Source organism: Rhodococcus sp. IEGM 1381, from assembly GCF_030056795.1.
Taxonomy (GTDB): Bacteria; Actinomycetota; Actinomycetes; order Mycobacteriales; family Mycobacteriaceae; genus Rhodococcoides.
On record NZ_JASHKQ010000001.1, the window covers coordinates 1249855 to 1271357 of the forward strand.

A 21503-nucleotide genomic window follows, 5' to 3' on the forward strand; every position below is an offset into this window, starting at 1 on the left:
TCTTCTCCCTACGCGGAGACGACGACCGGATCACGGGAGCGACTCCACAGGCGTGCTGCGGACAGTCCCGCTAGTGTAGCCAAGCCGGTGAGCACCGCAGCCGCGGTGAACTGTCCGAATTGCGCGCCCACCCAGCCCGCGACCGGATACGTGATCAGAAACGCCGCATGAGACAGCGAGAACTGCGCGGTGAAGATCGACGTTCGAGTGGTCTCGTCGGATTCACGACGCAGAATTCTCGCCGACGGCGTGTTGATCATCGAGGTTCCGATGCCGAGAATCGACCACGTCGTGGCGAGAGCAATCCAGGCCGGCGGTCCTCCGCTCAGGGTCGAGACCGCCGTTGCTGCGGCGGTTCCCACGACAGCTACCGCGGCACCGGTGAGCATGAGGGTGTGATCGTTCGTAGATCTGAGGGCTCGTGGGATGAACAATGCTGCGACCATCGAGCCGGCGCCGTAGAAGCCCAGCGCGAAAGCCAGTGAGCTGCTACCACCTCCGAACAGATCGCGAACGTAGACCACGGAGTTGACGGTCACCAGTGCGGTGGCTGCAGCAACCACCGTGTTCAGTGCCAGCAAGCCCTGCAGCTCATGGCTTTTCACGAAAGTCCTGATTCCGTCGGTCGGCCTGTTGTGCTCGGCTGCAACGTGTTTCGGCAGACGAGTTCCGATCACCATCACCGCGGAGACGACGAAGCCCAGTGCCGTCCCGACGAACAAGGTGTGAAAGCTGATCACCGTCAACAGTGCCGCCGCGATCAGCGGGCTCACCAGGGATTCGAGATCGTAGGCGAGCCGGGACAGCGTCAGTGCGCGGGTGTACAGCCGTGTGTCCGGAACGACCGACGGGATGACGGCCTGGAAGGTGGGCGTGAATGTCGCCGACGCTGCCTGCAGAACGAAGATCAGGACGTAGATCTGCCAGACCTGATCGACGAAGGGTAGTGCCACCGCAGTGAGTGCCCGGACGGCATCCGCGGAGACGAGTACGAGCTTGCGGGGGAGCGCGTTCGTCAGAGACGAAACAATGGGTGCAACAAACACATACGCGATCATCTTGATCGCCAATGCAGTGCCGAGGACCGCTCCGGCGGAGCTGCCGGCGATGTCGTAGGCAAGTAGGCCCAGGGCCACCGTCAACAGTCCGGTGCCGATCAGCGCAACGACCTGCGCCGTGAAGAGGCGTCGGAATGCGAGATTAGCGAGAAGCATAGGTTCAACGTACACATATGTGCGCAAGTGCGCACTCACAGGTAAATGATCCGTGTCGTCGCCACCAAACGCACAAGTACCCGCTACCTTCGGTAACGTTGACTCGGTCGGTCACATCGAGGGTCCCGGGGGTGCTTCATGGCCGATCCACGCGCGGTCTCTGCGGGACGTATAGCCAGCGCCATCGATCAGCTGCCGTCGATGATCGGGTACTGGGACAGCTCGCTCCGAAATGTCTTCGCCAACCGCGTGTATGCGGACTACTTCGGTATCGAACCGCCCGATTTGGTCGGTAAGCACATCCGCGAACTACTCGGCGAGGCGCTCTACGAGCTGAACCTGCCGTACATTTCCGGCGCGCTCGCCGGAGAACAGCAGCAATTCGACCGGACGCTCATCGACGTCAACGGTGCTGTGCGCGTTACTCAGGTCACCTATGTGCCCGATGTCGTCGACGGGGCCGTCGTCGGATTCACGGCCATGGTGGTGGACGTCAGCGCTCGCGCGGAAGCCGAACGGGAGCGAGACCGCGCGATTCGGCTGTTCCGGATAGCCATGGAGAACGCCCCGATCGGCAAAGCCGTGATGACCTGCGACGGACGATGGCTGCAAGTGAACAATGCCCTGTGCGAACTTCTGGGATACACCGCAGAAGAATTGCAGCACAAAATGTTTCGCGACATCACGCATCCCGACGATATTCCCCTCGCCGACGAACATCTCAAGGGACTGGCAGAGGGGACACTGACGAACGTGGCGTCCGAGAAGCGGTACATCCGCAAGGACGGTGCCACCATTTGGGTGCAGCGCAACGCGACCGTGGTGCGCGACGCCGACGCCGGCGATGTCATCATCGCGCAAATCCAGGACATCACCGCACGCAAGATCGTCGAAGCCGCGCTGGAGCGGCAAGTGCTGCTCGACGACCTCACCTCACTGGGAAATCGTCGCCGATTGATGGCCGAGTTGCAGGCGCTGAAGGAGGCGGTCGACTCTCGTCCGGTGGGAATGCTCTTCGTGGACGTCGACGAGTTCAAATCCATCAACGATCGTTTCGGGCACGCAATGGGCGATCGTGTACTCGCCGCCATCGGCCATCGAATTCTCGACAACGTGCGCGCGGACGATGTGGCCTGCCGGATCGGCGGAGACGAATTTGTCGCCCTGCTGTACACCGCTACATCAGCCGACGGAGTCGAACGCCTCGCAGACCGAGTCCGCAAACTCCTCGCCGGTCCCTACGACATCGACGGCGCCGACATCCCGGTCACCGTGAGCGTCGGATGGAGTTGGGAACCGACCACCGACCCGGATCAGCTGCTACGTATCGCAGACGAGCGAATGTATTCATCGAAGCGCGCCTGAATTCGGGATCAATGTGGATGCCACTCGCTCAGAGTGCAACAGAATCGCATTCATCCGCCATCGGGTGTTCGAGTCGGTCGGGTGAGTACGCCAGCGCAGATGACGGGTCGACCTAGGTTCGCTTGCAGTCGACCCGGTACGCGAGATATAGGTACAGAATTCCGGTGATCGCCCCGCCCAGGCATCCGACGGCGACGTCGAGGGAAATCGAACCGAAACTCACCACGAGTTGAGCCAGGAGAAATCCGACCAATACCGCGGGAACCAACGCGAGAGCATTGATGTAGTCGCTGCGAGTAGCACCGGTCTTCTTGCTCATAGGGCCGGTCATCACATACTCGCGAAACGTTCGCTGGTTCGACACGTCGATCCTTCTGTGGTGCAGTCGGTACGGCAACAATATACCGAGCGGTCGAATTTGTCCGGTTCAAGTGGTGAGGTGGTGAAGACATGCGTGCGGTTGTCTTCTTCGTAGTGTTGGGCGTTGTGTACAAGTGGCCGCTGTTCGGAGACGGTCCTGATCAATGGTCGGCGCTGTCTCAGGGCATCGCCTTCGGGATAATCGTGAGCACGGTCGCGACTCCCGCGGGCTGGAGGGCCGTCCGTCGTCTCCGGAGTCGACTCGATGGGTCGTACAGATCGGATTCCGAAGTCCCTGAGTGAAATCGGGTGCATCTGACCGCGCTCACCGCGCTCCAGTGCACCCGATTCGAGCCGTAAGTGGCAAACGTCCTAAACGTTCACGTCCGTCTACTCGCGCACTTATATTGGTGCGCTTGTACTTTGGAGATCGACTGCGGCAGCTGCGTCTCTCACGCGCACGCGTCGTGTCCGTCGAAAGCGCCCACGAATCCACAGGCGAACGCGCGGGAGACTTTCCATTCGTTGTCCCACCGGACGAAGGGAATTGGTCCGACCGGATAGGGCTCGATATTTCCCAGGTGTCCTTGCCCGCTCGCGTTGACGGCGTCCGGGCCTGCAGGCTCGACCGTCGTGAATTCGATGTGTTGTGGATCGGGCTGGGCACCCCACGCGCGTGCGAGAGACACGTTGCGTTCGACGGGGCCGTCGAACAGTCGAGCCCGATTATCCTCCCGTATCGCATAATTCAGGCTTGCGGCGAGGAGATTCGTCAGTTGCTCGGCGGTGGGAACAGTATCGGTGACCGGCGGAGGGGGAGGGGAGAACTGGGTCGAACGAACCGATGCGACCGGAAGCCGAGGTTCATCGACTTCGGCGGGCGCGCAGGCGCAGGCGCAGGCAAGCATCACGAGAGCTATGGCGGCCATTCCAGTACGTCTCATCGGTTCATCTCTGCTTATTGCCAACGCAATTGGCCGTTGACCACGAAGGGAGTCTGACCATCGAAGACTGTGCCGTTCTCGAGGCTGTCGGCCAGGTCCGTCAACATCGCGCTCAACGACGGCCACTTGGGGCCTGCGCCGTCGGCATCGACCTTCTGGAATTCTGTGACGCAACCTTGGAGAGGGCCCGGCCGAGCGTCGACGAACAGCAGATACCCGTCTGCTCCCGCGAACGGAAGGAAATGAGGCAAATAGGTTCCGACGTAGTCTCCAGCGGACGTATCGGTCTGAGGTTCGGCACCCATCTCGGCGTCGATCTCACCCCAGATGTTGAGCTCCAGCTGACGTTCGCTGACCGCGCGGTCGAGGTCGAACAGCTCGTGCATGGGAAACATCGATACCCAGCTTTCGCGGGGAAAGCCGTTGACCAGACGGAAGAACGACGTCAATTCCTCGGGCCACAGGCCGCCGGTTGCGCGCATCGCGTCGGTGATCTGTTCCTCCGTGGCACCGGCGATCGAGACGGACGAGAGGTTGCCTCTGAGCCAATGGGAGATTCGGCCCCATTGTTCGTCAACTGATCTCGACGCGGTCTGATGTGGAGTTACGTTCGCGGCTTCGGCGTCGTACTCGAGTCGCAGCTGCATGCGAAGTCGCAGATCATCCTCGCGTGCGGTGTAGCCAGTCGACACCACCTCACCGTCGCCGATTCGATAGTTTCGTCCGGGCTGGAGCGGCGAGCCGTCGTCCGCGTGCGTCAACTCGCGACCGGCCCGTATTGCCTGTGTGACAGCCCCGTCCCAATCCACTGTTTCGCCTGTGCGGATGGTGCTGCTGATGGTCTCGGCACTGCGGGCCGACACGAACCACTTCATCGAGGTTGTTCTCCTTTGGTGCGATCGGGTAGACGACCATGTCCGACAACGGGATCATCGATCTCGCCGTCCGGAAACCAACACAAGGCCCAAAAACAATATGGGCAGTATGTTACGCAACGGTCGGGCTCTAGGGTGGAAACATGACCATTGCACGTGAGACCGACATCGGCGACGCCCCACGACGCCGAGTTCCGGCCTGGCTGCGTGAGACGGCCGTCCTCGTCGTCGTGGCGCTTGTTCTGAGTGTGCTGCTACAGACGTTCGTCGGCCGGGTGTACTTCATTCCGTCCGAGTCCATGGAGCCGACGCTGCATGGGTGTACTGGATGCACCGGCGATCGAATTGCCGTGGACAAGATGACTTTTCGCTTCGGTGATCCGCAGCCCGGTGATGTGGTGGTCTTCGAGGCCCCGACCTCGTCGTGGAACGTCGGCTACAGCTCGACGCGATCGACCAACCCGATCGCTAAGGCGTTGCAGGACACGGGTTCGTGGGCCGGATTGGTCGCGCCCGACGAGAACGATCTGGTGAAACGAGTCATCGCCACCGGCGGGCAGATCGTGCAGTGTTGCGACGCCCAAGGTCGCGTCGAAGTCGACGGGCAGCCTCTCGACGAGCCATACGTCGTCATGGACTTCCCGTTCGTCGAGAACACGCTCACGTGCGAGACGATGCCGCAATCCGGTCGCTGCTTCGGGCCGGTGACCGTGCCCTCAGGAAATCTCTGGATGATGGGCGACAATCGAAGCGGCTCAGCCGATTCGAGAGCTCATGCCAGGGATGAACTGGGCGGCACTGTTCCGGTCGACGATGTCATCGGAAAGGCGCGTCTGATCGTGTTGCCACCCTCGCGCTGGGGAACCATCGAGTCGCCGTCGATTCAGCAACGCTGACGCCCATCTGGTCAGAACCCGAGATCGCGTTTGCGACGCTCACGCTCGAGTTGTCTCTGCTCCTCTGCTCGTTCCCGGCAGCGACGGAGAAACTCGGCGTCGGCTTCAGGATTCTGGGCAGCTTGGCGGCCGGGTCGTGTCTCGTACTCCGGAAACGTGGAGTTGTCGGCCCGCCGGTAACCGCCGCCGCCGGGGCCTCCCCAGATTCCGCCGCCTACGGGGCGTCCCGCGAACAGCCAGGCCAGCGATCCTGCCAACGGTAGGAACACCACGAGCAGTAGCCAGACGATCCTAGGGAGATATCGCACACCGCCGTCATCGGCTGTGATCACGTCGATCAGGCAGAACACCCACAACAGCATCACCAGCAAACCGACGTACGGCATTGGGATCCTCCAGGCTCGAGACCATCCGGTCTGTTGTATCGAGGATCGTAGCGGGGTCGTCGGATTTTGGACAGGTAAGGGCGAGGCTTCTGGTCTGTAAATAATCGTTGGCGAAGAGCCCGTGCCGCTTGTTAGCGTCTACGAGCCGTACACAAACGAGGAGGTGATACCCGTGAACGCAGTACCGACATGGGTGCTCCCTCGAAGTGGCACGATCTGACAGCAGGTCGGTCCGGGAGCGCCGTTGAACAGCACTCCCGAAAGGCGCGACCATGCATTTCACGTCCGAACAACGTCTCGATGATCATGTTCTCGAACGCAAGTTCACGCTCGGCGACATTCCCGGAATCCTGTGGACCCCGGTATTCCTCACCGCTCCAAAACCTTTGATTCTCATCGGCCATCCCGGTGGTCTGGACATGATGTATCCGCGTCTCGCGGCTCGGGCACGCCATGCGGTGGCTGCAGGTTACGTCGCGGCCACCATCGAACTACCGGGCAGCGGGGAGCGTCCGCGATCCGCCATCGCCGAGCAAGCTCGAGCAGATTTGCGAAACGCGATCGGAGCCGGCGAGCCGGTCACCGACGACATCATCGACCGACTCGTCCTTCCGTTGGTCGAGAAGGCGGTACCGGAGCTGCAGGCTGCTCTGGATTCTCTGCTCGCGCTCCCGGAAGTTATTGGTCCTGTTGGCTATTCGGGAGGTGTGATGGCCATCGGCGTTCGACTCGCTGTTGTCGAGCCACGCGTCGCGGCCGCGCTGCTGTTCGCCGGTAGCTTCGTGCCCCGCAATATGTTCGACGAGGCCAAGCAGGTGAGAATTCCGCTGCAAGTTCTACTGCAATGGGACGACGAAGGAAACGACAGGAACATGGCGTTGAATCTGTTCGACGCCTTCGGCTCGACCGAGAAAACGTTGCACGCCAACATGGGTGGGCATACCGGTGTCCCGCACTTCGAAGGCGATGATGGAAACAGATTCTTCGACCGGCATCTGAAGTAGCTCCGATCGAACCGGCACAACTGTAAGGTTTGCGAACATGTCGATGACGTGGCCACAGGTTCGGGGACTCAGCTACAGCACGATGGGCAGGTCCGTTCGTGCAGAAATCTACGGACCAGGCGATTACTCGCTGAGAGTGTGGCATACGCCGAAATCGCTGTGGCGACACGAAAACCTTTCGGGTGAGGTCGCGTTCGTCGAGAACGACTCCGACCTGTATCACGTCGCGGACGACGGCGTAATGGTGCATTCCGAGAAGTCACCGCACCGGATGATGTCGACCATGGGCGGAGGTCCGGCGCGGCTGTTGCATGCATACGCCAGGTGGCCTCACGTGGAGGCGCATTCCAGGCGAGAATCGGTTGAGGCGATCACTGCACCTCATCGAGTGGAAGTTCGTGGCCGTGCGGGTTGGGAGGTCAAGATTCATGATCCTTCCAACGGACAGGAAGACACGTACGTTATCGACGCAGTCTTGGGCATCGCTCTGTCATGGAGGCGTGATTCGGCCTGGTTCGAGCTGGCGAACCCGGTTCTGGACAAAGATTTCGATCCATCGATCTTCATGTGGTCCGGTCCCATCCGAGAACAGGCCGACGAGGCTGTTCCATCAGGGCAAGCACAGCGCGAAGCTGAACTCCGTGAATTGGCTGGCATGCCTCAACCGGTCATCACCTGGCTCCCCATGCGGATTACCAACCAGCCACAGAGTGGAGACGTGCGCACCGGTGCACTCGATCTGCACGTCACAGGTCAGTTCGTTCAGATGCTGCTTCGTCAGTGGATCTCCGAACTCGGTGAACCGCAATTGGATTGGTCCGTTCAGAACATGCCGGCCGTGTATCGGGCGGACAACGGGCCGTGGACCTACGAGATTCGGGGGTTCACGGCTATCTCTCCCGAGGACTGCGAGCGCATCATCGCATCCATCGAGACGCCAGATCCACCCAACAGATCAGTGGATCAGATTCGAGATACGTTGGCGCAAGACGACGAAGAGCGGCGCCGGTCGGAGCTGGATTCGATGCTCGGCACCGGCCGCACGCTGGACGACTATCTCGACGACCAGGGAGGCGTATCGCTGCTGATACGTACGGACTTCAGCGACGATGCCGCATGGCGTGAGCTGGTGGCGGCCGTTACGGCATCCGGTGGCGGGGACGAGACGGACTTCTATGTCAACCTGACGTGCATCGATAATGAGCGGTACAACGGTCTTACGATCGATGCCCTTCTGGCGTCGATCGGTGAGAGTCTCATCTACTACATCTTTCTCGCGGACCACCGGACGATCACCGATCCGGAGAGCCCGATCGTGGTAGTCGATACCGGACCCGAACAGACGGGTCATCAACCTGGACAGTCATTCCGAGTAGTTCTGTCCGAGATCGCGTCAATTGAGAACAACCTCTCCATTGCGAACATGGATTTCGAGGACTTCTCCGAGAACACCGACGACGATGGAGTGTTCCGAGGATTCGCAGGGTAGGGGCCGGTCTATCGGTGACCGGCATCGGATCTTGCACGAGTAGTCGATGTCATTACCGATCTCGGGTCAGGATGTCGTATGCGGAAATCGGTAGTTCACGGAGGGGTCCCAATCCTGCGACTCGTCGACACCCGTCCAATTCGATTGCGATCCTGGCAGTTCCGGAACCGTCGGGGCGACGCAGGTCGGTCCAGGCAAACCGTGTAGCGGGAGTCGAGCACGGCTGCGCGACGGGTGCGTCTACGATGTAGCCGAGCAATTCGATGCTGGCCGGCCGGTCGAGGGTGAGCGACGTTGCTGGAACGGTCCCGTACTCGGGCGGCAGGGCAGAGGCGCGGTCGAACACCGGGTACATACAGATCTGCAGGAATCCGACGTCGTCGGTAGGTGCCACCAAAGCGGGCGGAAGCATCGAATCGCCAGTGCGTCGGCGCTCAGTTGCATTGGCAACTTCGCTGTCGGAGTACCCATGAAAATCGGCGGCCGTTGCTGGGCCCGAACACAAGGTCGCGTAGTCGTAGTCGTACCCGGTGGGATAGACGGTCCGAGAGAATTCGTTCAGGTTGTTCAACGTACGCAGCGGCGCGTCTCGTAGTCCGCACGGTTCGGCAGGCCAGGCCGGCCGAAATGCTCGACCCGATGCGTCGACGAACCACAGTCCGACGGGTGCTCAGACCTCATTGCACAGCTCACCGAGATGCCGCTGACGTAGCGTTCGGAGGCGGTTGCGAACGCGTCCATCGCGGCGTCGACGTCCCCGCGGAGACGAACCAAATCCAACGTCAGAGCGTTATCGGCACTGAGCGCCCGTTCGCATCGGAGTACTTCCACCGGCTCGAAATATCGCGGAGGGTAGCCCAGCGTGGGGGCGTCGCCGGTGATGTTCGGATCACACGGCCCAGAGCCGGTGAGTGCCGTGGCGATGTCCTCTGCCGTACAGTTCGGAGTCCGCGTAGTGCTTGCGGTGGATGGACGATACGACTCGGTGTCGATTCCTACGAACGGCAGAACGTGGCCGCAGGATGTCAGTAATCCGCACAGAGCGACCACCAGAATCGCACGAGCAGATTTACTCGTACCTCAGGTTACTCACCATCGCGTCGCGCAGCGGTCGGATGCCGCACCCACACATTCGGTTCGGTGTACACGGCCGTCCCCTGCTCCACGTCTGCTATCACCGGTACCAGTGCCCCCGCCACGTGCACCGGCCCGGATCGGTCGAACGGCAGACCCGTCCACTCCCGCCACTCGTCGAGTGTTCCTGGTACAACCATCGACCGCGGCGCGACACTGTCGATGCGACCGCCCGCACGGACGTGGACGCGGAGCCACGGGTCGACCGGCAAGCCGTCCGGCCGAGTTCGGTGGATGTACGACGAGATCGGTTCATCGAGATCGGTTCTGCCGTTGGGGCGGAGCGGAGCCACGAGTTCGCTGAACCCCAGCCGTCTTGCGTTGTCCCGAAGGGCGGCCAGCAGGGTCATCGACAGGCTTCGTCCCTGGGAGCTCGAAGTCAAGGAAATCTCGAGCGCCGACACAACATTGGCGGTCTCGCCGGTGAGTCGAGTGGAGATGCCGCGTCTGATCGCGCCGTCCCAGCCGTCGGCAGGAAGCGCGGCGGCGTCCGGCAAATGGAACGGTACGGACACGGCCTTGCCGACCACGGCACCTGCCTCGTCCTGACACACGAGGACGTGGTCGGCGAACAGCTCGAAGATGGCGGGATCGAAATACATCGAACCGATCGGGTCTTTGGTCATGAACGCCGGCCACGACGAGTGCATGTTCCACAGCGGGTTTAGGAGATCAGGACGATCGGCGAGAACGGAAACGGTGACGGTCACCTGTTCATCGTGCCGCGGCGGAACGAGGAAAGCAGGGTGACGGCAATGGTTGCGAGAAACACTGCCGGGTAGGTGAACTGAACGGCCGCCGCGAATGCGGGGGACCCCTCGAACATGAAGATTCCGATTGCTTTGATTCCGCGGTAGTCGGTGAAGTACCAGGCGATCAGGGGTGCCGTGACCGCTACCGGTGCCAACCAACTCCACCAGGTGCGACGGCGAATGGAGTAGTCGATGGCGACGATGGCCAACGGTACGCACCACACCCAGTGATGACCCCACGCGAAGGGCGACACCATCGGCGTCGCGAGCCCGCAAATAACCAAGGCCAGCAATGTCTTTCCGGCTTTGTGAGCGCGTGCAGCTGTCCACAGGGCGAGGGCGGCAACGGCGGCAGCAAGGAGAAACCAGACCACGAACGGCGGTGTATGGCCCGGCCACAGACGAGCCAGAGCTCCATGAATCGACTGATTCGCCGGTGACGCGAGTGCGCCGATTCGTTCGGAGTCGACCATGGTCGCAGTCCAGAACTTCCAAGAATCAGAGGGAATGATCAGGAATCCTGTGGCAACGGTGACTACGAAGGTGGCACTCGCGGTGACCGCTGCACGCCACTGCCTGATCGACAGCAGGTAGAGGACGAAGAACGCGGGGGTGAGCTTGAGCCCCGCAGCAATTCCTACACCTACACCGCGCAGGCGACTGCCCTCGTCTCGGCTGAGGTCGAACAGGACCAGGACGAGCAGCAGGAGGTTGATCTGGCCGAGCCAAATGGTCATGCGTACCGGTTCGAGCCAGGTGAAGGCAATCGCCATTCCTACGCTGGCGAGATACATTGCCCCGCTGCGATAACCGAGGGCGCGCCAACTCAGAACCACTGTCGCGTAGACCAACAACGCGTTGATCGCTTGCAGTAGCGTTACGGCGCTCGTCACGGTGACTAGCGCAAGCGGGGTGAAGGCCAAGGCCGCGAACGGCGGGTAGGTGAAGGGTAATCCGACGTCGAACAGCGCGAACTCGTACAACGGTTGACCGAGCAGAACGACATCGCCGCCGTGCCGGTAGACGATGGTGTCTATTCCGTTGCCGAAGAGGCCGAACGGTACTTTCCATCCCAGGAAGTACGCATGCGCGGCGATCGCAATGCACGCTGCAAGCAACGACCCCGCCAGCCATCGACGACCAAGATGATTGGGCGTGGTTTGTGCAGGGGTGACCAGGCTAGGTGGAACAACCTGTGCGCGTGCGCCTCCGGCAAAGGTTTGCTGCCCAGCATGCGTACGCGAGCCAGTTCTGGCTCGCAGCGGCATGAAGCTGGACGACGTCATACATGTGACGATAGAACGTGGAGGTTGCAACAATGGATGCGACACGGACTGACCGGTCGTTTTATAAAATAGTCTCCGTGGCAGGCGGAACCCAGACCCTGAACCGGTGACGAAAACCAGACTTCATACTTGTTTCTCGCCAGGAACGAGGAGCTCTGTTGATGTCGGCGGCGATTCGATGAGGCGCGTTTCATTCCGTAGGACCTGCTTCGGGCCCGTGTCGCGGCGGACGCGTAGTAACGAACTGCCCGGCTATCGAACCGATGAGTGCGATACCGAACCCGATGCACTGAATCCCGGTCATGTTCTGTCCCAGCACAACCCATCCGATGACAGCCGCAGTCACTGGGCTGAGCACGCCAAGGAGCGTGACGTTGGTGGTCGGAAGAGCGCGGGCACCGCGAAACCACAGTGAATAGGCCAAGGCGCCACCTACCAACGCGAGCCAGGCATAGCCGACAACCGCCTTGATGTCGATGGCCCATGGGCCATCGTCGACGATCGGAATCAGCGGAGTAATGACAATGCCGCCGACAAGTAGTTGCCACGCAGTGGAATTGAGTGGGCTGGTGTGGGGTGGCACGCCCCATCGCTTGGTAAGGGCGACGCCGGTTGCCATGCTGACGGCTCCGATCACTGCGGCGGCGAGGCCGATGGCGTCGAGTCGGATTGTGCCGGACACTGCCGTCAGCGCAACCCCGACGACGGCCATTGCGGCCCATCCAACCTGGATGGGTCGCGTCCGTCCCCAGCCGAAGATCACCGATATCGCGACGATGACAAGCGGCTGCGCGGACCCGACGACGGCGGCGATTCCGCCGGGTAGCCGGTAGGCGGCCACGAACAGCATCGGGAAGAACAAGCCGATGTTGAGAAGGCCGAGGGCCGCGGTCTTCAGTCGCCACCCCTTGCTGGGGATGCCCGGTGCGATGAGCAGTAGAAGTAGCCCGGCGGGCACCGCACGCAGCACGCTGGCGGTCATCGGCCGATCAGGGGGAAGAAGTTCGGTGGTGACCAGGTATGTCGTGCCCCAGAGGATGGGGGCAAGTGCGGAAGCGGCCGTCAATCCGAGAGTCGAGGGCAGGAGGCGTCGGGCATCGACTGGTTGTGTCTGCATGCGGGGCGTTCGCATTGTGGGCTCATCTCCGGAACATTGTCGGCCAACATCTTAACGCTAAACTATCTAGCGTTGAACGCTAGGACCGGCGTGGCAGAATGTCAAACAATTTAGCGCTGAAGTTTTGAAGGGTGGTGAGTCGATGGCGAACGAGGAACTCGATGCAGTGGACCGGATCGTGCAGCAGTGGCAGGCCGAGCGGCCCGATGTGGATGTCAGCCCAATGGCCGTTATCGGCCGCATCAGTCGGGCAGCGTCCGTTCTGGACAAGCGCACGCAGGCTGTGTTGATCGAATTCGGTTTGCAATCAGGTGAATTCGACCTGATCGCGACGCTGCGTCGCGCGGGGGCTTTACATCGCCTCACTGTCGGACAGCTGTTGGACAGCGCGATGGTGACGTCGGGCGCTGTCACGCACCGTTTGAACCGTCTGACCGACAAAGGACTGATCGAACGAGAAATCGACCCTACCAACCGTCGGGTGGTCATCGTGCAATTGACGCCGGCCGGAGTGGACGCAGTGGATGCCGCGCTGCCCGCGCATGTGGCCAACGAGGAAGCTCTGCTCAGGTCACTGAATCCGGATGAGCGGAGCCAACTTGCAGACTTGTTGAAAAGGCTTCTCCTGGACCTCCGGTAGGGGTACGGCGATCAGTCACTCGCACAGGCTCTTCCGCATCTCGACGAACTGTGGTACTTGTTGTCGTATGAACAAATTCGACACGTCGAAAGGCGCATGAGCGCCCGTAGTCATTCCACCTGCGGTTCCAGTACGCCGAGGTGTAGATCATGAAGCTTGCCGAGGCCCTCGCTGAACGAGGGGAACTGATCAAGCGCACCGAACATCTGAAGGTTCGGATTCTGGCGAATGCCCGCTACCAGGACGGTGAGTCACCGGCCGAGGATGCATCGATTCTGTTGTCGGAGTATGCATCTGCGCTCGATCGACTCGAAGTGCTCATCCGCCGAATCAACCGGACCAACAGTGCCGCGGCCGTGCGGGACGGAACCGTCACCGATGCCCTCGCGTCCCGTGACGTGCTCCGTATGCGCCACAAGGCGATATCCGCGGCGGCGGATGCGGCATCGGGACGCGATCAGGAGCGTCGATATGGTCCACGACAGCTGCGGTCGGAGTTGGTGTATGTCGCAGCCCTTCCGGTTGCCGAATTACGCTCTACTGCAGACGATATCGCGAGACAGATCCGGCTGGTGGATCTGGAGATCCAACGCGTGAACTGGGAATTCGACCTGATCGAGTAGTGAGTCAGGTGCCGGGTAGTAGGTAGTTTTCGTTCGAGGCGAGCACGTGCCGCGGCCGGCGGTTTTCCGGCCCTTCTCCCGCGTGGTGAGCAGCGTCACGGGTATTTACCCGGTCACAGTGCAGCTCAGTACAATTCACGGAGTACGGCGCACGTCATACATCGCACTACCGTGTGCTGATCGAACGGGAACGAGGGTGGGTAAGGGGCCACCCGGCATCATGGTCTGCGCCGCTGTTCGCGGCTAGTCTGCACAGTATGAATGCTCCATCGATATCACTCCAACGGCCCGCACTGATCGTCGTCGACGTGCAGGCCGGATTCGACGATTCGGAGTTCTGGGGCCCGCGGGACAACCCGTCGTGCGAGAACAATATCGCTGCACTCGTGCGCAAGTGGAGGGCGGAGTCGTGGCCGACCGTGTTCGTTCGACACGACTCCGACAACCCGCAGTCGCCGTTGTCGCCGGAGGGTGCGGGGCACGCCTTCAAGGACATCCTCGTGGGGACACCTGATCTGTTGATCAGCAAGCGGGTCAACTCGAGCTTCTACGGCACGCCGGATCTGGACGCCTGGCTTCGGAATGAGGGCATCGAGCAGGTGGTGATCTGCGGTATCACCACCAATCACTGCTGCGAGACAACCGCGCGGATGGCAGGCAACCTCGGCTACGAAACCTATTTCGTCATCGACGCGACGCATACGTTCGATCGCGTCGCACTCGACGGGAGCATTGTTCCAGCCGCGACGCTATCGGCCATGACTGCGACCAACCTGAACGGTGAATTCGCGACAATCGTGACGACGGCCGATTTGCTCTCGAGTTGATCCAATCGAAATTTGATACCGCTCGGTATGGCTGATCGGGAGACGCTAGGTGGTTTGGGCTCCCTGCAGATGATCAGAGACTCGATCGTCTCGCTAGCAGCCCGCGAGCTGCAGAAGTCGCCGCGACCAACGCGACGAAAGCTATGGCGATGATGACTGCTGCTGTATCAGCGATCGAGTCGTTCAACAGCAACCAACACCATGTGAGAAGGCCGGACACGAGCCCGGCCAAGGTGCCGTGAAGCGAGGCAACCGATTGCGCGTTTTCCTTCGAGAGCGTTTCCCTCATCAATCGATCGGCAACTCTTGTTGCGGCAACCGCGAAGAAGCTCACGACCGCTCCAGGGATGAGGGACAGAACAACGAAGACCGCGCCGAAGAGAATCACGGCTGGATTCGACACAATCGCTCGAAGATCGACACCGATGAAGGTAACGGTGAGTGCAAAGGCCAGCGTAATCGGAAGCCACACCGCCGACTCACGCCGGAAGCTCGCCGGTTGCCGCTGAACGCAAAGGTGCTCATCGCCGTCGCTAGTCACGGTCATAGTGTGACAGAAATGGTCACGTGAACAGTGAGGACGCCGTCCGCACGATGCCCCTTACTGATCTCGACCACTGTCGCGAGTGCCTGGGTATTTTTGCTCCGGATGTTTCAGCCGCACCGTTCCCAGGCCGTCCAGATGAAGTCAAAAAAAGATAGCGTCGAAGGACGAACCAACATCCGCGATAGTCGGTAGAGAAACAGGAGATGACGATGTGCGAGAACGGTGCGATGGTTCGGCAGGCAAGTATCGGTGATGTCGACGCGCTCGTCGAGTTACGTGCCGAAATGTTCCGAGCGATGGGAAGTGTCACCGACGACGAACGCTGGCGCACCAATGCAGTCGATTGGTTCATCGGCCGATTGGACGATTCCGATTACAGCATCTTCGTCGTCGAGCAAAACGGTGTTGTCGTGGCCTGCGCCGTGGGTGCCGTTCGAGATGCCGCACCCTCACCTATGTCACCGGATGGGGGCGATGTGTTGATCAGCAACGTGTGCACTGCACCTGATGCTCGCGGAAACGGAAACGGATTCGGTCGCAGAGCGTTCGAGTCAGTGATGGCCTGGGCTCGTGAGACCGGGATTGCGCGCGCCGAGCTGATGGCGACACCGTCCGGAGAGGGCATCTACCAACGGAACGGTTTCGTGACCAACGCCTTTCCTGCCATGCGTGCCCAGTTGTGACGTAGCTCGACAAGCTCGTAATCATCGGATGTACGCCGTCGCGACCATGGCCACGCCGACCACCGCGGTGGTACTGAGTGCCGTACCGATGGCGTTGTATGCCGCAAGCCCGTAGCGCCGACGTTCGAGTAGACGCACGGTTTCCACACTCGCGGTGCTGAAAGTGGTGTAGCCACCGCAGAATCCGACGCCGACTATCGCCTGGACCTGTTCCGGAGCCGACCTGAACGCGACCAATCCCGCCACGACACCGAGCACGGCCGAACCGGTGACGTTGATCAACACTGTGGCGTAGGGAAACTCGGTTTTCAGTCGTGATCGGATGAAGCCGTCGAGCACGAATCTGCTCACTGCCCCTGCACTTCCGGCGAGAACGACCCACAGTGCGATCATCGCTTCTCCTCCGCCCGGGTACCGAACCGTTGCGCGAGAACGATGCCCGCTCCGGCTGCGAACGTACCGATGACCACGCTGACGGTCATGTACACCGCGGCAGCCACGACGCGATGATCTCGCAACAGCTCCACGGTCTCGAGGGCGAACGAGCTGTACGTGGTGTACGAGCCGATTACCCCGGTGCCGATGCACAGCCGGATTCGGCGTCGCCAACCGTCTTCCGGGCCGGACAGTGCGAGGCGCTCCAGCAGCATTCCGAGGATGAACGCACCGGTGAGGTTGATGACGAGAGTGGTGAACGGGAACGAGCCGGCGACGGCTGGGTACGCCGACTCCGCGCCGTAACGAATACCGGTGCCCACCTGGCCACCAAGGGCTACCGCCGCGATCGCTTGTGGTTGGAGGTGCAGTGGACGCGATGAACCCGGGCTGTCGGGGTCTACCGGAATGGATCGGTCGGCGGAGGTACCGCCGTGCGTCTCGTCGAAATCTTTCATCGAACTTCTCCCTATCTGCGGACATGCCAGTGCCGAGACAGGGACTGTTGTCGGTCCTAAGACCGAGGTTCGGTTACGGCGAGCCCCACCGCCGCTGCGCACCGAGGCGCGTTTTCCATCATGGCACTTACTGAGGCGTCGAGCAATCCACCATCGCAAAAGCGGAGCGCAATTGTGCTCGTGCGGCATCGATCTCGTCTGGCTTTCCCGCGAGGTGGTGCAGAAGGGCCCGCTGAAAGATGCCGTCGAGAAGCACGTACGCCGACGCCCGATCGAGAGAAGGCGTGGTTCCGCGAAGCTCGCAATAGCGAGCAACCACGCGCCAGATCATGTCCACCCGACGCTCTTCGATTTCAAGCACCTCGGCACGGAACGAGTCGTCGAACAGGGCTTGATTCCGCAGGTCGTACCAGAGTCGATGGATGCCGGCGTCCGCAGCGAGAGTGGCGAAGTACTTGGCCTCGAAGTCTGCGTAGAGGCCCGTGGCGTCGACCGCGTTGGCCACCACCTCGTCGTAGCGGGTGACGCAGATGGCCTCGTACTGGCGAACTGCGTGCGTGATGAGGTCGAGTTTGTCGGTGAAGTAGTAGTGCAGGACGCCATGCGAGAATTCGGAGTTCTGCGCGATCTCTCGTAGTGAGGTGCGCGCGTAACCCAGCTCGGCCAGCGTGTGCAGCGTCGCCTGAGCCAGTTCGGTTCTTTTGGACTCGAACTTGTTGCGAGCGCGCTCTTCGATACGCGCGCGCGGATCGACCGTCTGTGTCATGGTCCGGGTCCTTTCCGCGCGTAGTTGTCCCAGTGTATGCCCGACGGCGAGTTCGCGAACCACTGCATTTCGCACGTTCTGGACAGTTGTCAAGAAAAAGCTTGACGTCTGTTCAAATTCTAGCTTACTGTGACCCACAGCACACGCCGGAACGGTGGATGAACATGCGTCCCCTCTGGTGCTCGAACTCGCAACCCAACTCGGTCCGCCCTGCTGACGGGCCGTCCACGAGAGGACTTTCCATGCCAACGGACAAGCGCGTCGTCGTTTACGGTGCATCGGGATATACCGGCCGACTCATCTGTGAGTACCTGCGCGAGTACAACATTGCCTTCCTGGCCGCCGGACGTGACGAAGGCCGCGTCAAAGGCATTCTCGACGCGGTGCCCGGTATCGAGACCGTCGAACACGACGTCGTCGAGGTCGAGCACACCGCTGCGGCCCTGGCCGAGGCATTTCGAGGGGCCGAGATCGTCCTCAACACGGTCGGGCCGTTCTCTCGATTCGGGCACGAGGTGGCCCAAGCCTGCCTCGAGATCGGCGCGCACTACACCGACACCACCGGTGAGCAGGACTGGATGATCGACGCCGAAACCAAATACGGTGCCGAGTTCGCCTCCCGAAACCTGGTGCTCACGCCAGGTTTGGCGCAGATGTACAGCATCGGTGAAATTGCCGCGAACATCTGCCTCGAGACACCGGGGCTGGACACCCTCGACATCGAGGTCTTCTGGAAGGGTCATCCGACGGTCGCGTCGACCAATACGATTCTCACGAACGCCGCGTTCTCCAAGGCCTATTACCTCGAACAGAACGAGTACGTGGAGTGGCCGGACGACGGAGTCATGCAGGTGGTGGTGCCCGGCCAGCACGATCTGGGCCTGGCGCTTCCGTGGGGTGGGACGTCCCATCCGGTGTGGTTCAAGAACGATCCTCGCGTTGCGAACGCTCGCGCCCTCGGCGGCGTGATCAACAAGCCCCTCATGCTGGCGGTACCCCAAATCATCTCCGCCGCAATGGCTCAGATGGAGGGCAAGTCCGATGCGGAGAAGTACCAGATCATCGACACGGTCTCTGCCTCGGTACGGAGCGAGACACCACCCCGGGAGAATCCGCGCATCAACACCTCGCTGGACTCGGTGTATGCGTCGGGACCGCTCGGGCGCGTGCACACGGTGATTCACGGCAACTGCAACTACAAGCAGACCGCACTGCTCAACGCCTTCGCCGCGGCGCATCTGCTGCAGGGGCCGCCGAAGAAGGTGGGATTCGCGTCCAGCTGCCAGGCATTCGGGCATCGGGAGCTGCTCGGCGTTCTTCGCGCTTTCGGGCTGGTGCTCGAGCCCATCGTCACCGTGCACAGCTGAGGACAGGGCCGATGCGTTTGTCCGACTACCTCGACAAAGGGGTGTCGCTGGGCCGAGATGCCCCCTGTCTCACCATCGGTGATACCACTCGAAACTACGGCCAGGTGTACGACGACACGGTGGCCATCGCTGCTGCGTTGCAGCACAACGGAATCGAGGCCGGCGATCGGGTCGCCGTGCTCTCCGCCAACGATCCGCTGGCGCTGACCTGCGTGTTCGCGATCTCGCGGGCTGGGGCGGTGTGGTGCCCCATCAATCCACGGAACGAAGCAGACGAGAACCGTCAACTGTTCGACTTGTTCGGCTGCCGATTCCTGTTCTTCCAGAGTGCCTTTGCGGACCTCGTCGGTCGTATTCGCGACCAGCTCCCTCGGCTGGAATGGCTCGTCTGTCTGGACGGGGACGTGCCCGGAGCGCTCTCCTACGAGCGATGGCTCGTCGAACACGGCTCCGATTCTGTTGCCGAAAGACGACCGGCCGACGGCTTGTGCATGATCGCCGGTACCGGTGGCACGACCGGAAAACCCAAGGGGGTGAGGCTGACCGAGGAGAACATGATGACCTCCACGGCAACAGCACTCATGAGCTATCCCTTCGGCGACCGGCCTCGGTACCTGGCTCTCGCGCCATTGACTCACTCTGCTGGAGTGCTGACGTTCCCCATCCTCAGTCTGGGTGGACACGTCGTTGTCATGGGCGCTCCTGACGTCGGAAAGTTCCTTACCCTCATCGAGAAACACGGAATCACCCACGCGTTTCTTCCGCCGACAGTGATCTACGGTGTGCTCGATCATCCGGATCTCGACATCACGGACCTGTCGTCGCTGCGGTGCCTCTGGTACGGAGCCGCACCGATGTCGCCGACTCGACTGGAAGAGGCGCTGACACGAATCGGGCCGGTTCTCGGACAGCTCTTCGGGCAGACCGAGGCACCGAACATGATCGCTACGCTCGCTCCGGCAGACCACTTCCGCAGTGACGGTTCCATTGCGACAGAGAGGCTGAGCTCGGCCGGCAAGCCGACGCCCCTGACGACTGTGGCGATCATGAACGCCGACGGTGGATTGGTCGATGGTGGCGAGCGCGGCGAGATCGTGGTTCGCGGGCCACTGGTGATGCAGGGCTATCACGAGAACCCAGACGCCACAGCCGAAGTCGGCGCACACGGCTGGCACCACACCGGCGACATCGGGTATCTCGACGGCGACGGCTATCTGTATGTCGTCGATCGTGCCAAGGACATGATCATCACCGGCGGGTTCAACGTCTACTCCGCCGAAGTGGAGCAAGCTCTGTTGTCGCATCCGGCGGTGAAGGAATGCGCCGTCGTCGGTCTGCCCGACGACAAGTGGGGTGAACGCGTCACCGCCGCAGTGCTTCTGCGTCCTGGCCGGGATGCATCCGACACTGACCTGATCACCCATGTGAAGGCAATGATCGGAAGTATCAAGACGCCCAAAGAGATTCAGATATGGACCGACCTTCCCCGCTCGAAGGTGGGAAAGATCCTCAAGACCGAAGTGCGCAGCACCATGTCTCACTCACTATCGAAGGGAAGCACACCATGACCGAGTTCGAGGGCAAGCGAGTATTCGTCACCGGATCCGGAGCCGGTATCGGAAAAGCCATCTCCACGATGTTCATCGAGCGCGGTGCACGCGTCGTCGTCAGCGACATCGACGAAGGTGCAGCGGCCAAGACGGCACAAGAGATCGGTGCCGCCGGTATCGCGAACTGTGATGTGTCCGACGAGGGTCAAGTTCAGACCGCGGTCGCCCAGGCCGTCGAGATTCTGGGTGGACTCGACATCGTGATCAACAACGCCGGCATCGAAGTATCGTCACCGCTGCTACAGCAGTCGACGGAAAGCTTCGACAAGATCTACGCCGTCAACGTCAAAGGCACGTTCTTGGTGATGAAGGCCGCGATCGGCGCACTGATCGAATCGAAGGGGAACATCGTCAACATCGCGTCGTTGGCCGGCGTCGGTGGAACAGCGTTGCTCGGTTCCTATTGCGCCACAAAGGCTGCGGTCATTCAGCTCACCCGTGTGGCGGCCATCGAGATGCGGGCATCGGGAGTGCGAGTGAACGCCGTATGTCCCGGATTCGCCGATACCGCAATGGTCGACCGCTTGGTCCCGGACTTCGAGGCCGCGACACAGATTCCATTCGGAGACCTGGTCGCCGCGAAGCAGGGACGACTGGGAACACCCGAGGACATCGCGGAAGTGACGTTGTTCCTCGCATCCGACCGGGCATCGTGGATCACCGGTAGCCACTACATCCTCGATGGCGGGCTGTCTGCGTCGCTGGTGTAGAAGTCGCGGTGCTCC

Annotated in this window: 24 protein-coding genes; 11 read left to right on the plus strand and 13 right to left on the minus strand. The window is 61.3% G+C overall.

What is annotated here, in order from left to right; all coding sequences use genetic code 11:
- Window positions 1-8 precede the first annotated feature (8 nt).
- Window positions 9-1214 carry an MFS transporter gene (locus QM797_RS05990; RefSeq protein WP_283274266.1) on the minus strand — a complete coding sequence of 402 codons (1206 nt, stop codon included), beginning with the start codon at window positions 1212-1214 and terminating at the stop codon, window positions 9-11.
- Window positions 1215-1352: 138 nt separating this feature from the next.
- On the opposite strand from QM797_RS05990, the gene QM797_RS05995 reads away from it, so the two are divergent.
- Window positions 1353-2579 (plus strand): diguanylate cyclase domain-containing protein, encoded by a 1227-nt coding sequence (locus tag QM797_RS05995; protein ID WP_283274267.1) that lies wholly within the window; start codon window positions 1353-1355, stop codon window positions 2577-2579.
- Window positions 2580-2691: 112 nt separating this feature from the next.
- Here QM797_RS05995 and QM797_RS06000 read toward each other — a convergent pair whose 3' ends face one another.
- The 3 genes from QM797_RS06000 to QM797_RS06010 form a co-directional block, all read right to left on the minus strand.
- A complete protein-coding gene (locus QM797_RS06000; protein WP_283274268.1) occupies window positions 2692-2898 on the minus strand; it encodes a hypothetical protein in 207 nt (68 codons plus the stop codon).
- 493 nt (window positions 2899-3391) lie between these two features.
- Complete coding sequence (locus tag QM797_RS06005) at window positions 3392-3883, minus strand: MTB12 C-terminal domain-containing protein (RefSeq protein WP_283274269.1); 492 nt, start codon at window positions 3881-3883, stop codon at window positions 3392-3394.
- 14 nt (window positions 3884-3897) lie between these two features.
- Entirely contained in the window at window positions 3898-4758 is an 861-nt protein-coding gene (locus tag QM797_RS06010; protein ID WP_283274270.1) for an SMI1/KNR4 family protein, read from the minus strand.
- A 143-nt stretch (window positions 4759-4901) separates the two neighbouring features.
- Here QM797_RS06010 and lepB point away from each other — a divergent pair, with 143 nt between their 5' ends.
- A complete protein-coding gene (gene lepB, locus QM797_RS06015) occupies window positions 4902-5654 on the plus strand; it encodes a signal peptidase I (protein WP_283274271.1) in 753 nt (250 codons plus the stop codon).
- A gap of 11 nt (window positions 5655-5665) precedes the next feature.
- Here lepB and QM797_RS06020 read toward each other — a convergent pair whose 3' ends face one another.
- On the minus strand, window positions 5666-6040 hold the full coding sequence (locus QM797_RS06020) for a PLD nuclease N-terminal domain-containing protein (RefSeq protein WP_283274272.1): 375 nt from the start codon (window positions 6038-6040) through the stop codon (window positions 5666-5668).
- Window positions 6041-6312: 272 nt separating this feature from the next.
- Between QM797_RS06020 and QM797_RS06025 the strand changes: the two genes are divergently transcribed.
- Window positions 6313-7044 (plus strand): dienelactone hydrolase family protein, encoded by a 732-nt coding sequence (locus tag QM797_RS06025; RefSeq protein WP_283274273.1) that lies wholly within the window; start codon window positions 6313-6315, stop codon window positions 7042-7044.
- Between the two features lie 43 nt (window positions 7045-7087).
- Window positions 7088-8533 carry a DUF6924 domain-containing protein gene (locus QM797_RS06030; RefSeq protein ID WP_283274274.1) on the plus strand — a complete coding sequence of 482 codons (1446 nt, stop codon included), beginning with the start codon at window positions 7088-7090 and terminating at the stop codon, window positions 8531-8533.
- A 52-nt stretch (window positions 8534-8585) separates the two neighbouring features.
- Here QM797_RS06030 and QM797_RS06035 read toward each other — a convergent pair whose 3' ends face one another.
- The 4 genes from QM797_RS06035 to QM797_RS06050 form a co-directional block, all read right to left on the minus strand.
- Window positions 8586-9104 (minus strand): hypothetical protein, encoded by a 519-nt coding sequence (locus tag QM797_RS06035; RefSeq protein ID WP_283274275.1) that lies wholly within the window; start codon window positions 9102-9104, stop codon window positions 8586-8588.
- A 514-nt stretch (window positions 9105-9618) separates the two neighbouring features.
- Window positions 9619-10377, minus strand: coding sequence for a hypothetical protein (locus tag QM797_RS06040; RefSeq protein ID WP_283274276.1), 759 nt, complete (start codon window positions 10375-10377; stop codon window positions 9619-9621).
- Window positions 10374-11705 carry a glycosyltransferase 87 family protein gene (locus QM797_RS06045; protein ID WP_283274277.1) on the minus strand — a complete coding sequence of 444 codons (1332 nt, stop codon included), beginning with the start codon at window positions 11703-11705 and terminating at the stop codon, window positions 10374-10376. The genes QM797_RS06040 and QM797_RS06045 overlap by 4 nt, the downstream gene beginning before the upstream one ends.
- Before the next feature lie 190 nt (window positions 11706-11895).
- On the minus strand, window positions 11896-12822 hold the full coding sequence (locus QM797_RS06050; RefSeq protein WP_283274280.1) for an EamA family transporter: 927 nt from the start codon (window positions 12820-12822) through the stop codon (window positions 11896-11898).
- A 142-nt stretch (window positions 12823-12964) separates the two neighbouring features.
- On the opposite strand from QM797_RS06050, the gene QM797_RS06055 reads away from it, so the two are divergent.
- The 3 genes from QM797_RS06055 (at window position 12965) to QM797_RS06065 (ending at window position 14912) form a co-directional block, all read left to right on the plus strand.
- Complete coding sequence (locus tag QM797_RS06055; RefSeq protein WP_283274282.1) at window positions 12965-13462, plus strand: MarR family winged helix-turn-helix transcriptional regulator; 498 nt, start codon at window positions 12965-12967, stop codon at window positions 13460-13462.
- A 149-nt stretch (window positions 13463-13611) separates the two neighbouring features.
- Window positions 13612-14085, plus strand: a complete 474-nt coding sequence (locus QM797_RS06060; RefSeq protein ID WP_283274283.1) for a DIP1984 family protein — start codon at window positions 13612-13614, stop codon at window positions 14083-14085.
- 257 nt (window positions 14086-14342) lie between these two features.
- Window positions 14343-14912, plus strand: coding sequence for a cysteine hydrolase family protein (locus tag QM797_RS06065; RefSeq protein WP_283274286.1), 570 nt, complete (start codon window positions 14343-14345; stop codon window positions 14910-14912).
- A gap of 73 nt (window positions 14913-14985) precedes the next feature.
- On the opposite strand, the gene QM797_RS06070 is transcribed toward QM797_RS06065, so the two are convergent.
- Entirely contained in the window at window positions 14986-15459 is a 474-nt protein-coding gene (locus QM797_RS06070) for a hypothetical protein (RefSeq protein WP_283274287.1), read from the minus strand.
- Between the two features lie 209 nt (window positions 15460-15668).
- On the opposite strand from QM797_RS06070, the gene QM797_RS06075 reads away from it, so the two are divergent.
- Complete coding sequence (locus tag QM797_RS06075; RefSeq protein ID WP_283274288.1) at window positions 15669-16142, plus strand: GNAT family N-acetyltransferase; 474 nt, start codon at window positions 15669-15671, stop codon at window positions 16140-16142.
- A 21-nt stretch (window positions 16143-16163) separates the two neighbouring features.
- On the opposite strand, the gene crcB is transcribed toward QM797_RS06075, so the two are convergent.
- From crcB to QM797_RS06090, 3 genes are all read right to left on the minus strand, one after another.
- Complete coding sequence (gene crcB, locus QM797_RS06080; RefSeq protein ID WP_283274289.1) at window positions 16164-16535, minus strand: fluoride efflux transporter CrcB; 372 nt, start codon at window positions 16533-16535, stop codon at window positions 16164-16166.
- Complete coding sequence (locus QM797_RS06085; RefSeq protein WP_283274291.1) at window positions 16532-17035, minus strand: fluoride efflux transporter FluC; 504 nt, start codon at window positions 17033-17035, stop codon at window positions 16532-16534. Before QM797_RS06085 ends, crcB begins: the two co-directional genes overlap by 4 nt.
- Window positions 17036-17162: 127 nt before the next feature.
- Window positions 17163-17801, minus strand: coding sequence for a TetR/AcrR family transcriptional regulator (locus QM797_RS06090; protein WP_283274292.1), 639 nt, complete (start codon window positions 17799-17801; stop codon window positions 17163-17165).
- A gap of 242 nt (window positions 17802-18043) precedes the next feature.
- On the opposite strand from QM797_RS06090, the gene QM797_RS06095 reads away from it, so the two are divergent.
- Genes QM797_RS06095 through QM797_RS06105 form a run of 3 tightly spaced genes read left to right on the plus strand, consistent with a single transcriptional unit; the run spans window position 18044 to window position 21488 of the window.
- A complete protein-coding gene (locus QM797_RS06095; RefSeq protein ID WP_283274293.1) occupies window positions 18044-19168 on the plus strand; it encodes a DUF5938 domain-containing protein in 1125 nt (374 codons plus the stop codon).
- A gap of 11 nt (window positions 19169-19179) precedes the next feature.
- Window positions 19180-20736: an acyl-CoA synthetase gene (locus QM797_RS06100; RefSeq protein ID WP_283274294.1), complete on the plus strand. Its 1557-nt coding sequence runs from the start codon at window positions 19180-19182 to the stop codon at window positions 20734-20736.
- Complete coding sequence (locus tag QM797_RS06105; protein WP_283274295.1) at window positions 20733-21488, plus strand: SDR family NAD(P)-dependent oxidoreductase; 756 nt, start codon at window positions 20733-20735, stop codon at window positions 21486-21488. Before QM797_RS06100 ends, QM797_RS06105 begins: the two co-directional genes overlap by 4 nt.
- Window positions 21489-21503: the final 15 nt, after the last annotated feature.